The 14,280-nt window shown below is 49.6% G+C and carries 11 protein-coding genes; 9 read left to right on the top strand and 2 right to left on the bottom strand.

The features are described from left to right. The first annotated feature begins 1 nt into the window (after nucleotide 1). The 8 genes from ACQY6I_RS10550 (at nucleotide 2) to ACQY6I_RS10515 (ending at nucleotide 10,199) form a co-directional block, all read left to right on the top strand. Complete coding sequence (locus ACQY6I_RS10550) at nucleotides 2-1,294, top strand: alginate export family protein (protein WP_428241451.1); 1,293 nt, start codon at nucleotides 2-4, stop codon at nucleotides 1,292-1,294. Beyond that, the gene (locus ACQY6I_RS10545) at nucleotides 1,288-2,820 is read left to right on the top strand and encodes a right-handed parallel beta-helix repeat-containing protein (protein WP_428241450.1); all 1,533 of its coding nucleotides are present in this window, start codon (nucleotides 1,288-1,290) and stop codon (nucleotides 2,818-2,820) included. The genes ACQY6I_RS10550 and ACQY6I_RS10545 overlap by 7 nt, the downstream gene beginning before the upstream one ends. A gap of 1 nt (nucleotide 2,821) precedes the next feature. Next, entirely contained in the window at nucleotides 2,822-4,240 is a 1,419-nt protein-coding gene (locus ACQY6I_RS10540) for an MBOAT family O-acyltransferase (RefSeq protein ID WP_428241449.1), read from the top strand. A gap of 9 nt (nucleotides 4,241-4,249) precedes the next feature. Beyond that, on the top strand, nucleotides 4,250-5,347 hold the full coding sequence (locus tag ACQY6I_RS10535; protein ID WP_428241448.1) for an alginate O-acetyltransferase: 1,098 nt from the start codon (nucleotides 4,250-4,252) through the stop codon (nucleotides 5,345-5,347). Between the two features lie 4 nt (nucleotides 5,348-5,351). Continuing rightward, nucleotides 5,352-6,005, top strand: coding sequence for an alginate O-acetyltransferase AlgF (locus ACQY6I_RS10530; protein ID WP_428241447.1), 654 nt, complete (start codon nucleotides 5,352-5,354; stop codon nucleotides 6,003-6,005). Between the two features lie 38 nt (nucleotides 6,006-6,043). Further along, nucleotides 6,044-7,456: an alginate O-acetyltransferase AlgX-related protein gene (locus tag ACQY6I_RS10525; protein WP_428241446.1), complete on the top strand. Its 1,413-nt coding sequence runs from the start codon at nucleotides 6,044-6,046 to the stop codon at nucleotides 7,454-7,456. Beyond that, the gene (locus tag ACQY6I_RS10520) at nucleotides 7,453-8,574 is read left to right on the top strand and encodes an alginate lyase family protein (RefSeq protein ID WP_428241445.1); all 1,122 of its coding nucleotides are present in this window, start codon (nucleotides 7,453-7,455) and stop codon (nucleotides 8,572-8,574) included. Before ACQY6I_RS10525 ends, ACQY6I_RS10520 begins: the two co-directional genes overlap by 4 nt. A 185-nt stretch (nucleotides 8,575-8,759) precedes the next feature. After that, nucleotides 8,760-10,199, top strand: coding sequence for a mannose-1-phosphate guanylyltransferase/mannose-6-phosphate isomerase (locus ACQY6I_RS10515; RefSeq protein ID WP_428241444.1), 1,440 nt, complete (start codon nucleotides 8,760-8,762; stop codon nucleotides 10,197-10,199). 92 nt (nucleotides 10,200-10,291) lie between these two features. Here the strand turns inward: ACQY6I_RS10515 and cyaB are convergent, their stop codons facing one another. Next, nucleotides 10,292-10,837, bottom strand: coding sequence for a class IV adenylate cyclase (gene cyaB, locus ACQY6I_RS10510; RefSeq protein ID WP_428241443.1), 546 nt, complete (start codon nucleotides 10,835-10,837; stop codon nucleotides 10,292-10,294). A 631-nt stretch (nucleotides 10,838-11,468) separates the two neighbouring features. After that, entirely contained in the window at nucleotides 11,469-12,929 is a 1,461-nt protein-coding gene (locus ACQY6I_RS10505; protein ID WP_428241442.1) for a TrkH family potassium uptake protein, read from the bottom strand. Nucleotides 12,930-13,270: 341 nt separating this feature from the next. On the opposite strand from ACQY6I_RS10505, the gene ACQY6I_RS10500 reads away from it, so the two are divergent. Then, entirely contained in the window at nucleotides 13,271-14,269 is a 999-nt protein-coding gene (locus ACQY6I_RS10500) for a CobW family GTP-binding protein (protein WP_428241441.1), read from the top strand. The last annotated feature ends 11 nt before the right edge of the window (nucleotides 14,270-14,280 follow it).

Raw genomic sequence — 14,280 nt, 5'->3', positions numbered from 1 at the left:
CATGTTCTGGATAACTCGTAGTACTTCAATCATCGCGTTGACATTTCTCTGTTTTAGCTTGGCGATGCAGTCTTCTTCAACCACTGCGCAATTCCAGCTGACGTTGAATCCCTACTATTTGTACGATGATAACCGTGATCTTGATAACAGCCTTGGCACACACGAAGCGGGGATGATTGTAAAACCCAAGGTGGATTTGAATTTCAACGCCAATTGGCGCGGGTATTTTTATGGTTACGGCATATATGCGACCAGCCATGAAACTATTGATGATAGCAGCGGTGGTGATGAAGCTTATGTCGGGCTGCGGGAACTATGGCTGGATTGGAGCGGGTTAACCGATTATCCGGGTGAATCCATTCGTGTCGGTCGTGAGCGCCTGAAAGACGACGATGGTCTCTGGACTGATAGTGATATTTCCCTGTTACGCTGGCGTTGGGATACCACTTTATGGAAAGGCACGGCAGGTATCGCCCGAAAAATTGATGACTTTGAAAATGACGGTTCACCGCTACCAAAGGATGAACGGGATCTGTTACGTTTTTTTGCCAGTCATCGGCTGCAATACAGTTACCACAATTACCTTGAAATGAGGGCGATGTATGTGCGCGGTGATGATCAGTCATTGTATCAACCGCGTTTGACCTGGCTGAGTTTGGGGGTGGATAACGACTACTTTTCGGCCACCAGTGATGAGGCGCTTAATTATCGTCTGGCGTTGCTTGGAATGATCGGTAGCGATGTCCCTCAACGAAAACGCCGGGATGTTAACGGCTGGGCCGCCGATGTGGGCCTGCGCTGGCGGCCATCTTCGATACCGCTACTGGCAGTGGGGGCTCAGTATGTTTATGCCTCTGCCGATGGTGATGGTGGTTTCCGGGCTACCGGACTGGAAAGCAACCGCGCCCGTTTTACCGGCACCCAGGCAAGTTTTTATCGTTTTAATGAGGCCCTGAGGGCAGAGCTGAGTAACCTTCAGGCGATAGCCGTATATACCAGTCTGAGCATTCATAAACACTGGGATCTCAGTCTGGTGGCGCAACAATTTTGGCTGACTGACAAAGATGCTGACTTTTATGCGGCCGGACTCGGTGTGAATCCGGAGGGCAATGGTCGCCGGATTGGCGAGGGATTGGATCTGGTCGGGTCGTGGTATTGGAATGCCGGAAACCGTTGGCCATTCGATTCCTATCTGCGGACCCGTGCTTCGGTATTCTTACCAGGTACTGCTTTTGCCAAAGATCAGAACAGCCTGCGTGCCCGTTACAGCCTGGACTGGGTGAATACATGGTAAGGAGTATCCACTGTTCCGCCATTATGCTGATGGTGCTACACGTATTCATCAGCACAACTGCGCCAGCTGCTTCCGCGATCCAGTATCGGGTGGAAGCAGAAGACGGTGCGACGCTGGCGTTATCTGAACCGCAACTGCCGGACATCTCCGGCTATAACGAGGCGGCTGTTAATGAGTATGTGAAACGTGCCAGACAGGCGGCTCCCCGGGCGGCTGTAGTACAGGTTCGACGTATCTTCGGAGAGGTGACCATGGATGATTTCACCATCGGTCAACGAGCACGCGAATGGGCTGCCCGACAATATTCGAACCCTCAGGCGATTTTTCTCAAATCCGGCTTTTTTACCATGACGCAGTTGTGGCAACAGCTTGATCGTCATGAGTATCTCGAACGACTGGCAGATGGTACTTATATTGCCCGTTTACCCGTGGTGGTTGAAGCGGGCGCAACTCTGTTGATGGATGCCGACGAAAGTCTCTATTTATCACAGCAGCGAGGTTCGTTTCTGGTGGTTTCCGGAACCTTGATTACCCGTTCGGCAAAAGTCGTTGGTTGGGATGAAAAACAAAATACCCCGGCCCGCTATCAGAGTGCTTCTCAGTTCCGGCCGTTTCTGGTGTCCTGGGGCGGCAGCGAAATATATCTACTGAACTCGGAATTTGTCAGTCTGGGTTATGAGCAAAGTAAATCCTATGGAATCACCGTCAGCCAATACCGTCATGAACTGAATCAGACGTTAAAGCAACCAAGTCCGAAAGCCTGGATTATTGGTTCTACATTTGAGGATATCTATTACGGTTTCTACTGCTATGAAACCGATGGTGCGGTCATTCTGAATAATCGTTATGTGGACAATGTTGTCTATGGTATTGATCCTCACGATCGTTCCCGAGGGCTGATCATTGGTTACAATGAGGTTTATGGTACCCATAAAAAGCACGGCATTATTGTGTCGCGCGAAGTCAACGACAGCTGGATTTTCAATAACAACAGTCATCACAATAAATTGTCAGGTTTCGTTCTTGACCGCTCAAGTGTTGGTAATGTAGTCGCCAATAACGTCGCTCATCACAACCTCAGTGATGGTATTACCCTGTATGAAAGTTCCGACAATCTGCTCTGGGCAAATCGGGTATATGCGAACGATAAGCATGGTATCCGGATGCGCAACAGCAAAAACATTAAGTTGTATTACAACAATATCGCCGGCAATCAAGGGTTTGGCGTATATGGTGATATCCAGGACCTATCCGATACTGATCGTGACAGTCACATGGATCCTTATGAAGCCAGGGTATCCATGATTTTATATGGAGGGGCCTTGGTGGCCAACGAACGTGGGCCATTCTCCATGGAACACCCTGAGTTCATGAAGATATTTAACGTCGATATCCGTTTTGGCAGTGAACCGCTGAATCCGGATAATGATGGCATCTTTGCCCGTTTTCACTCGGAAATCCTTGATATTCTGTTGCGCCAGAAACAAGCGGTGTCGGTGACTCCGATACCACAGGAGAACAGTTAGTATGGTGTTTTCCTCGAGCATCTTTCTATTTCTGTTTTTGCCGATGTTTCTGCTCGTCTATTACCTGACACCCGGACGCTGGAAATCTCTGACCATTTTGTTGGGAAGCTATGCATTTTATGCCTGGTGGCGAGTGGATTTTCTATTGTTGTTTGTGGCCGTTACCGGTTGGAATTATCAGATTGGTATTCAGATCGCCCGGGCTCTGAGTCAGCAGCAGAACCAGCGTGCTCGACGCTGGTTGGTGCTGGGTATCAGCGGCGATCTCGCGACTCTGGGTTATTTTAAATATGCCAATTTTGGGATCGACAGTTTGAATGTACTGCTGACCAACGCAGGCATTGAGCCATTCACCGTCACTCAGATCGTACTACCCATTGGTATTTCCTTTTATATCTTCCAGGCAATCAGTTACGTGATCGATGTATATCGGCGCGATGTTGAAGCCACGCAGGGATTCATCGATTTCGCGGCATTCATTGCATTGTTTCCACAGCTGATTGCCGGACCAGTGTTGCGTTATAAGGATCTGGCCGATCAGTTTCGGTATCGACAACACAGCTTCGCATTATTCTCAGAAGGCATCAGCCGGTTTATGCGTGGCTTCATTAAAAAAGTGTTCATCGCCGATGCCATCGCTCCCCTGGCAGATCAGTTATTCCTGTTGGATCAACCAACTGGCGCCGATGCCTGGTTGGGTGCTTTAGCGTATACCGCGCAACTGTATTTTGACTTTTCCGGTTATAGCGATATGGCGATTGGCCTGGGTTTAATGATGGGCTTTCGGTTTGTTGAAAATTTTAATCAGCCTTACATCAGTCAGAGCATTACCGAATTCTGGCGGCGCTGGCATATCAGTCTGTCCACCTGGTTAAGAGACTATCTGTATATCCCTTTGGGAGGTAACCGTCATGGAACTTTCCGAACCTATCGCAACCTGTTTTTAACTATGTTGCTGGGTGGTCTCTGGCATGGTGCGAACTGGACTTTTGTCATCTGGGGTGGTTGGCATGGTATGTGGCTGGCCATTGAAAGAGCCACCGGTTTAGGACGGTTCACTAAACAGTTTAGTCTGTTTCGATGGAGTTTCACACTTGTCCTGGTGCTGCTGGGGTGGGTGATGTTTCGGGCGACCTCTGTCAGCGAGGCGTGGCGAGTTTATAGCGCGATGCTCAGTATGGACTGGCACTTCAGCGATTGGTACCAACAACAGATCAGCCAGTTACAGATCACCATGCTGATACTGGCCTGGATTCTGATTCTGCTAAACGGATTCCGAGCGGGTGGCAGGATGGTCGCGTTGGCCAGTGCTGGTTGGAGCCGCTATATGGCGACTGGACTGCTGGTACCGGTTTTTGCATTAGCCGTTCTGAAGCTGGTAGCTGACAGTTATTCTCCATTTCTGTATTTCCAGTTTTAGGTGATAAGCATGGTGACAACTTTACAGCGTTTGGGGGTTATCGGATTTTTACTGGTTATGTCAGGGCTGGGTATTTGGAGTGTGTCGAAAATGACCGTTATTGCCACGCCTGGGAGCGGTCGGTTTGTGGATGGCCAATGGCGCCAGCAGTTTGAAGACCAATATACGGAAACCTTTCCGGTACGTCCGTTTGCCACCAGTTTGTGGGCGGCTATCCAATACACCTTGTTTTCTGAAGGTCGTCAGGGAGTCGTCGTCGGGTCATCGGATTGGCTGTTCAGTCAGGAGGAGTTCAGCGCTTATGCAGACTTCGACCATCGTCTGCAGCAGCAGTATCAGCGCATTATCGCGGTACGTGATCATTTCCGGGCCAATGACATCGATCTCGCAATATTGATCATTCCGGCCAAGGCCAGAGTGTATTCAGAATACCTTGGTAAACATAAACCGTCTGATCAACAACAGGCGCTTTATCCACAGGTGCATGAGTTTCTCGCCGCGCAGTCAATCGTTGCTCCTGAGCTGCTGTCAGTCTTTATTCAACAGAAAGTCTCGCAGCAGCTCTTTTTTAAGACGGATACACATTGGACGCCAGCTGGTGCGGATCTGGCTGCCACCTTCATGGCAACCACGGCTGCAAAGCGTTTTCCCGATATCCAGTCGGGCTCGCAACAGTTTCAAACTGAATTCAAAGAACTATTGGAACATCGTGGCGATTTGCTCAATTTTATTCCCCTGAGTCCTTACTTTACGGCGTTGGGTCCTGATCCTGAGTTGTTACAACAGCAACAAACTGTGGCACTGACCAGCGATATCGGTTTGTTCTCTGATCAACGTGTCGAGGTCGCGTTGGTCGGTACCAGTTACAGCGCCAACGAATTATGGAATTTTGCAGGTTATCTGAAACAGCATTTGGGTGTCGATCTGGTGAACTATGCCGAGGAGGGTCATGGTCCCATGCTACCCATGATCAACTATTTGCAATCCGACGATTTTATGGATGCGCCTCCCAGACTGGTAATTTGGGAATTTCCGGAGCGCTATCTGTCGATGCCGGACGATTTGTCCGGTCACCGGCTGCCTTTTTTAATGACCACAGGAGAATAAATTTATGAAGGTTATGACATCTATTCGGCAAGCACTTTCCGGTTGGTTACTGTTGATGCTGATCAGCGCACCGGCCTTTGCGGATGAGTCCGCATTGTATGCCGGTGATGCTCCTGATGGTTCCGCCTTTGTCCGTCTTTTTAATGCATCGCCGAAAAATGTAGAGGATATCGACCTGGGTGGCAAAGAGGTAGGAGATGCTGAGCCGATGGACAGTACGCAATATGTATATCTGCCACCAGGGAATTATGCTTTGAACAGTTCTGTCGGTCAGCTGGAAGCAACACTGGAAGCGGATCAGTATTACACGATAGTGGTGGTTCCAGACCAGGGCTTGACACTGATCAAAGACCAGCCGCTAGGCAGTCAGCGTAAAGCGCTGCTGAGCTTCTATAACCTGCTGGATCAAAATGATCTGAGTCTGAAAACCACTGATGGGTCGACAACGGTGTTTTCAGCAACGGGTTTTTTGCACTCTGACAGTGTTGAGGTCAATGCAATTAAGGTATCGCTGACAGCTTATTTGAATGACGCACCTCTGTTGGAGGCCGAGCCGTTGAGTTTGCAGCGTGGGCGGGCTTTCAGTCTGTTTGCCGTGGGAACCGCAAGTCAGCCAAGATTGGTGTGGGTGGAAAATGAAGTCAACGCGGATCTATAGAGCGTCCTGGAATTATGCCGGCAAGGAAACATGAAACGATGAATGTGGTGTTGAGATATTTGCTGAGTGGATGGATTCTCGGGTCTCTGGCAACGTTTGGATGGAGTCTTGAGTATCGGGTGGAACCCTGTTGCCGGCCATGTCCGCAATTGGGTGATCCGGCCAGTTATGATACTTCCTTTTTGAAGATGTTCCGGACACTGGTCAGTGGCCAGGATGACTGGTTGTTTCGTAGTGACGTTGAACTGGCCACCCAGTTTGGTCCTGATGGACAGGGCTACGCGGATTTCGGACGACTGGTGCAGGCTTTTGCCCGTCACGATGTACAGTTGGCATTGATCTATCAGCCAACCCGCGGGCTAATGCATGCAGATAAACTCAATCCTACCGACAAACAACGCTTTGCCTATGACGTGGCAGCGGGTAATTACGCTCAGGCACTGGCTCAGTTTCGTGCCCGTGGTGCGATAGTGCCTGATTTTACAGCATTGTTTGGCGAGACAGCCGATCCGAACAAAGATTTCTTTTTTCGCCGCGATCATCACTGGACACCTTATGGTGCCGAAACGGCTGCAAAAGTCGTCGCTGATGCCGTGAAGTCGACAACGTTGTACCGGCAATTGCCGAAACAGGAGTTTTCGACCCGTCGCAGTGGCCTGATTGGCAAACGCGGTACGCTGCAGATGGCGTTCAGTCGTATGTGTGGTGTTGAATTTGCGGATCAATATGTCGATGAATACACCACTGAACCTACCGCTTCCAGCAGTGATGCCGGTGGTCTGTTTGGTGATGATGCTTTACCGGAGGTCACTCTGGTTGGAACCAGTAACAGCCGAAGTGCTGTGCAATTGAATTTTGATGGTTTCCTGAAACAGTACCTGCAAACCGATATTCTGAATGTGGCAAAAGCCGGCGCCGGACTGGATGGTGCGATGCTGGAATATTTACCCAGTGATGAATTCCAGCAATCACCACCAAAACTGTTGCTATGGGAAGTACCGTCTTATTACAGCCTGCAGGATGAAATGTTTTATCGCGAAGCGATTCCGCTGATTGATAACGGTTGTGTTGGCAAGCCAACAGAGTTTTCTGCGCAAAAAAAGACTCTGCAGCCTGGAAGCACTGAAATACTGTTTAACGGTGGTGGTCAGTTTAGAGAATTGAGCAGTGCCGGACTGGTCGCAGACATTCAATTCAGTGACCCCAATATTCGTGAACTGGTGGCTAATGTCTGGTACATCAACGGTCGTAAGGAAAGAGTACACCTTGAACGACCGGCCAAGGTTTCCACTCAGGGGCGTTTTTTGTTTGAGCTGAAATCTGACCCGCAATGGCGGCATTTCAAGTTTCTATCGCTGGAGGTTGAAATGCCGCCGGATTACCACGGATCGATGACCGTATCCGCACAATTATGCCGGAAAAATGCCGCAAACCAAGGGGGAATGTCATGACACTTCGACAATATTTTCTATACGGCCTGCTGTTATTTTCACCGGTGTCTTATGTGCATTCAGAGGGGACCATGTTACAGGTTCCCGCAGAGTATTATCGCCGGATATCCATCGTAGCGATGGATAAAAAAATGACCTGTTCGGACAACATTGCGCCTTACGTGTCAACGCTGGCCCTGACCAGCAAATATGAAGGCAGCGATGATTCGCGTTCGGATATCAATGACGATGCAGAGGCAGAGTATCTGGAGTCAGTGGCAACCATACGGGCCATGGAAAAATTGGCTGCGGTGGCCTCAGATAAATATATCAAAAACGGAGACCTGACCATGGCGCATTGTTTTTTGAATAATCTGTCTACCTGGGCTAAGGCGGGTGCGTTGCTGAATGACGATGTCAATGAAGTGGGGCAGGCGGTACGCAAATGGTTTCTGGCTGCAACCGGCATTGCTTATCTGAAGATTCAGTCGATTCGTGGCAACAATGGCGGAATGACTCAAAACGCGCAGGTTGATCAGTGGTTTGGGCAGCTGGCCAGAGCTGTCATGGATTTTTATTCCGACCGGCCCATCGAAAAGGTCAACAATCATGATTATTGGGCGGCCTGGGCTGTGATGGTTGCGGCGGTAAATCTGCAGGATCACAACATGTATCGCTGGGCATTGGCAAAATTTGATCAGGCACTTACTCAAGTGGATGGTGATGGTTATCTGGAAAACGAACTGGCCAGGGAAAACAAAGCGCTGGAATACCACAATTTTGCCTTGCAGCCACTGGCAATGCTGGCGGTGTTTACTGCGGCAAATGGCGACAACCTGTTTGACAGCCATGATCGCGCATTGTCGAGATTGACGACGCGGGTGGTGGAAGGGTTGCAGAATCCGAAGGCTTTTGCACATCGCACTGGTTATACCCAGGACACCAAAGGTCTCTATACTGCTTATTCGTTAGCCTGGTTAGTGCCTTTCCATAAGTATTTTGCCATGCAGTGGCCATCAGATCTGGGCCTGGACACTTTTTCCAAACTTGCCAACTCCCGTCTCGGTGGCGATCTGAGCTGGCAATTTAATGTCAATCTGCCAGCCAGACCCAGTGATGAAACGGCAGAGGCTCACTAGGGCCTGTTTACACTCATCCAAACACACTGGTGATGCACGGATGCGTCACTATGGACAACAAGCCCGAGCGAGTCTTTTCAGGCACGCGGCGGGATTATAGATATCCGTTGGATATTAAAAGTTGATATTCAAATGGATCAGGATGATCTGTTTGAATGCCAGGTTAATCGTCAGGAGATAAACAAATGATTCCAGTGATTCTTTCAGGTGGTAGTGGGTCTCGGTTATGGCCGCTTTCGCGGAAGCTTTACCCTAAACAGTTTTTGTCATTGACCGGTTCCCAAACCATGTTTCAGCAAACTCTGGAGCGGTTACCGGTTGAAGCAGACCCTGCCATTGTTATTTGTAATGAGGATCATCGTTTTATTGTCGCTGAGCAGTTACAGCAGATCGGTTATCAGGCTGGTGCCATTATGCTTGAGCCCATAGGTAAAAATACTGCACCGGCGGTGGCAATTGCAGCGATGGAAATACTACAACGGGGGCAGGATGAATTAATGCTGGTATTGCCAGCGGATCATCATATTGCCGATATCGACAAATTCTGGAGCGCCTTGACCAGAGCCGAGCATGCTGCCAGGGACGGCAACCTTGTGTTGTTTGGCATTGAACCGGATGGACCGGAAACCGGGTATGGTTATGTTCATAAGGGCGCGACTATCTCTGAATCGGTTTTCAAAGTGGCCTCGTTCGCCGAAAAGCCCGATGTTGCAACGGCACAAGGTTATCTGGATAGCGGTGAATATCTTTGGAACAGTGGTATGTTCGTGATGAGCGCAACTATTTATCTGGAACAGTTGCAGCGCTATGAGCCGGACATCTATGAAGCTTGTCGAAATGTGTTTGAAAACAGTGTAAGCGATCTGGATTTTAAACGGCTGCCTGAGGCGGAATTTTGTCGTTGTCCAGACAACTCCATTGACTATGCCGTTATGGAACGCACTGACAGAGCAGTGGTTGTGCCATTGCAGGCTGGTTGGAGCGATGTCGGAGCCTGGTCATCTCTGCGGGAGGTGCATGATAAGGACGCACAGGATAATGTGCTGCTCGGCGATGTCGTCACCCATGAAGCCCGTGGTTGTCTGGTTCGCGGGCACGATAAACTGGTCGCACTGGTAGGGGTTGAGGATCTTATGGTGATTGATACCCAGGATGCTCTCATGGTGGTGCATCGTGACAACGTGCAGGCCGTCAAAACGCTGGTCAATACGTTGACAGCACAGCAGCGCAGTGAAACTCTGATGCATCGTGAAGTGTTTCGGCCCTGGGGCAGTTATGATTCGGTGGATATGGGGGAGCGTTTCCAGGTTAAACGGATCAAAGTCAAACCCGGTGCCAGTCTGTCATTGCAAAAGCACCATCATCGGGCTGAACACTGGATTGTGGTACAGGGAACTGCTCAGGTGACTTGTGGTCAGGAAACTTTTCTGTTGGCAGAAAACGAATCCACATATATCCCGGTCGGCGAGGTTCATCGCCTGGTCAATCCGGGCAAGATCATGCTCGAACTGATCGAGGTTCAATCTGGCAGTTATCTGGGTGAAGACGACATCGTTCGTTTACAGGATAACTATGGACGCCTCGCCACGGTCGACGATGCCGAACCACAGGTTGCCAACGCCTGATGGTCGGGGCAGGCTTACGAGTCTGCCCTGTTTTTCAGATTTTTGGCAATCTTATTTTTGATCCAGGTGGCAATCGAGCTACCTTGATCAACTCAGCCGACCTGGACCATATCGCGATAGGAGCGAGTCTCCAGGTTGGCATCCGTGAGGCCAAAACGAGCGGCCACTTCCTTTAGTTCATCTTTGTAGCGTTCCAGTAACGATGAGTCGTCAGTCATGATGGCGAACTCGGCAAAATCCCCCAGACCATCCAGATGATCCAGAGTGACATGATATTCACCGAGAAAATAAATACTGCGGGTTTTGGTCATCGTTTGTATGACGTCATACCCCATGGTCTTGAGCATGCTGGCGGCTTTGTGTGTGTCAGTAATGTTGACGGCTTCGCAGCGATCAGGTTCAGGCCCTTTAACGATCCACAGACATATATCTGAGGGGCGCATTTGCCGGATACACAGACTTTTGTGGTGGCGGGTGAGTTCTCTGTTCGGTGTATCAAAGTAGAGATCCTGCTCGATGTTGTTTTCCAGCATAGTCTCGTATGACATGGATGTGAGCGTTTGCCAAAATAATGCTTTTGATGGCAGGCGGTATTTAAATTCGACCTCATATTGGCCGATAAAATGCTGGTTATTCAAATAACTGTTCCTCTGACATGATTATGATGAATCTAACCACACCTGCGATCAAATACCTATCGTGGTTTTCTTGCCGATATTATTTTGAGATTCTTTATAAATACGGAAAAAATTATTGCGATATCAATCGTAAAGTGTGCGCCATAACTGTCTGATTGTTGCAAATGACCTGTGTAGAAAGCGATCCGTTCGATTCGAAGCTGGTCATCCACCAAAATCATTCCTCGTTTTCGCTGCCTTGGCAACAATCGTTAATCATCTTTTCGGTACGGATGGGTTCTGAATTTCAACGTTTATTTCTGCTCTCGTAACATGATTTTAAAGGTATCATTTATGCCACAATAGCTTTAGGGAATCCAAAAGTTGAATCATCGTTATTGAGTCAACGATTATGTCATCACGTGTTCATAGGTTTCAATGATGAAGATCAGATGCCCGATTGGCAGGCGAGGTCTGGTCAACCATCTGATGGAGCATCTAAGGAATCTCTGAAAAATGGCCTATTTTCGTGCAGGACATTGTCAGCTCTGTGCGAGCGCCGTTGCCATCTGGCAACGGAATTGACTGTGTTGATGCGTGATATCCATGACCCCAAAAGTCGCACGTCACTGTCGAACCGACTCATAGCTGATCAGAAACGCCAGAATGTACGGGAGAAAACGATCAGGATCGGGAAAATTTCCAGCCGGCCGAAGATCATCGCGATGCACATCAGCCATTTGCCGGATGTCTTTAAAGGACCGAACCCTGCGGCGGTATCACCGTATCCAACACCCATGTTATTGATGCAGGCAGCTACGGTCCCAAACGCGGTCGCAAAATCGTGGCCGATGATCATCAACCCCCACACAAACGTACAGCTGAAGAAGATATACAGAAAAAACAATGCCCAGACTGAACGAATCACCCGGTCCGATACCGAGTGCCGACCCACTTTGGTACGGAAGACTGCGTCAGGGTGAATGAGCTGTTCGATTTCCTGACTGCTCAGGCGATACAACAATAAGAAGCGCATGGCCTTGATACCTCCGGCAGTCGAGCCGACACAACCACCAAAAAAACTCGCCCCCAGTAGCAGTATGACCATGTGCGCCGGCCAGTCTGGATAGTGGGCAGCACCCAGACCGTTATCCGTCATGATGGACGCGGTCTGAAAAAAGCCATGCACAAGTGCTTCTGGCAGAGCGAACGTTTGGGTACGCACGAGCTCCACACACACCAGAGTGATTACCAGACTGATGATCAGCATGAAAAAACGTGCCTCGGAATTTTGAAATATTGGTCGCAGACTGCGGCGGTGCAGAGCCAGAAAGTAGAGTGAGAAGTTCAGTGCAGCAATGATTGAGTAAGCGCCACCGACCAGTTCAATGGCAGGATTCTGATAATACCCGAGGCTATCGGCATGGGTTGAAAAACCCCCCAGGGAAACCGTTGACAGGCTGTGACACACCGCATCGAACCAGTTCATGCCTGCCAGGCGATAGGCAACCACGCCACAGGCAGCCAGGCCGGCATAAATCATCCATAGGTCGCGGGCGGTGTCGGCTAGCCGGGGAGTAAATTTCTCTTCCTTCATGGGGCTCGGCATTTCAGATTGATACAGTTTGGCGCCGCCGATATCCAGAAATGGCATCACTGCAATGGCCAGAACAATGATGCCCAGACCGCCCAGAAAGTTAAGTTGGGCGCGATAAAAAAGAATGGATTTGGGCAGGTGGTCGATATCATTCAGCACCGAGGCACCGGTGGTGGTAATACCGGAGACACCCTCAAAAATGGCATCAGTCAGGGATAATCCCAAACGACTGTCGAGGTATAAGGGCATGGTACTGATGGCCGAAAAAATCACCCAGAACAGCACTGCGACCAGGAAGCCGTCACGGGTTTTCAGGTTCATCTCATCGCGGCTGGTCAAGTGCCAGCCCAGCAGGCCGGTAATGAATGCAAAGGCAAAGGTCATTAGAAAACCATGCAGATGGTGTTCACCGAACAATAACCCGACGAAAACAGGAATAGGCATGGACAGACTGTAGAGCAACACCAGGAAGCTGCAGATACGCAGAATCGTGATCAGACGAGAGCGGTTTTGCATTCCGGAGGTCACAGCTGAAAAATGGGAATCAGGCATACTAATTGTCAGGGCTGTACGGTATCCAGTCTGTACCATGATTCAGCTATTAAATAAAACGTAAAATATCTGGACATGGTCGCGCAGTCGCGGCTGTTGGCTGTTTGGGATAATGATTTGTCGAATCCGGCCGATATCAGAGCCCACTGATAAACTTTGCTGTCTGAATATTCACTTGATGTCGCGACTGTGCCGTTATACAGAAAATAAAGATGTTTTTATGCTGAAGGTCTTCTATAGTCGGCCGCCATTGCTGGTGGAGGCACTGTCAATAACCTCTGCATTTATCGATAGGAGCTGCCCTGATGAGTAAGTTGATTCCCACCAATGTGATTACCGGTTTTCTGGGGGCAGGTAAAACCACTACGATTCTTGAGTTGCTGAAAAACCGGCCTGCAGGTGAACGTTGGGCGGTATTGATCAATGAATTTGGTGAAATCGGCATTGATGCCGGTATTGTGCAGAGCCTTGCTACAGACTCCAATCAACTGCATATTCGTGAGGTTCCCGGTGGCTGTATGTGTTGTACCGCTGGCCTGCCCATGCAGGTGGCGTTGAACCAGCTGATTCGTCAGGCCCGACCCGACCGGTTATTGATAGAACCCACCGGCCTGGGCCATCCACGGGAAATTCTGGCGACTTTGCAAGGCCGGCATTACACCGATGTGTTGGATATTCGGGCCACGCTGACCCTTGTAGATGCCCGACGAATTGCAGACAGCCGCTATACTTCCCATGAAATTTTCCGACAACAACTGGAAGTGGCTGATGTGGTTGTGGCCAGCAAAGCCGACCTTTATGCAGATGGTGACCTGGCTCGCCTCAAAACCTTTCTTCAGTCATTGCAGCAGACATCCATAGAACCGGTGCCTGTCAGCCATGGTGTATTGCCACAACACTGGCTGGAACGACCGCATGCGTTGCTCTCCCACACTCATCATCACCATCATCATGAAGATGACGTGTTCGCCGTATCTGCAGACCTGCCGGACAACGGCATACTGGTGCGCCGCAATCGTGGCAGTGGTTATCACAGTGTTGGCTGGGTATTTGATCAGCGCTATCAGTTTGATCAGGAGGCGCTGGCCTCTTTGTTTATGGCGCTGGATATTGAACGCCTGAAAGCTGTGGTACGGACAGACCTTGGCGGTTTTACCTACAACCTGAGTGAGGGTGTGTTGAGTATGAACCCCGTTGTAAATGAGCTGGAAGATAGTCGTATCGAATGCCTGGCGGAAGAAGAAGATGGTTTCACCACCTTGCAGCAGCAACTGGAGAGTTGCCTGAAGAATGGGTCTGAATGACAAATTGTCTG

Source organism: Gynuella sp., assembly GCF_050297175.1.
GTDB lineage: Bacteria > Pseudomonadota > Gammaproteobacteria > Pseudomonadales > Natronospirillaceae > Gynuella.
Note: the sequence above shows the minus strand (reverse complement) of the source record. Positions and strands in the feature narration are given on the sequence as shown.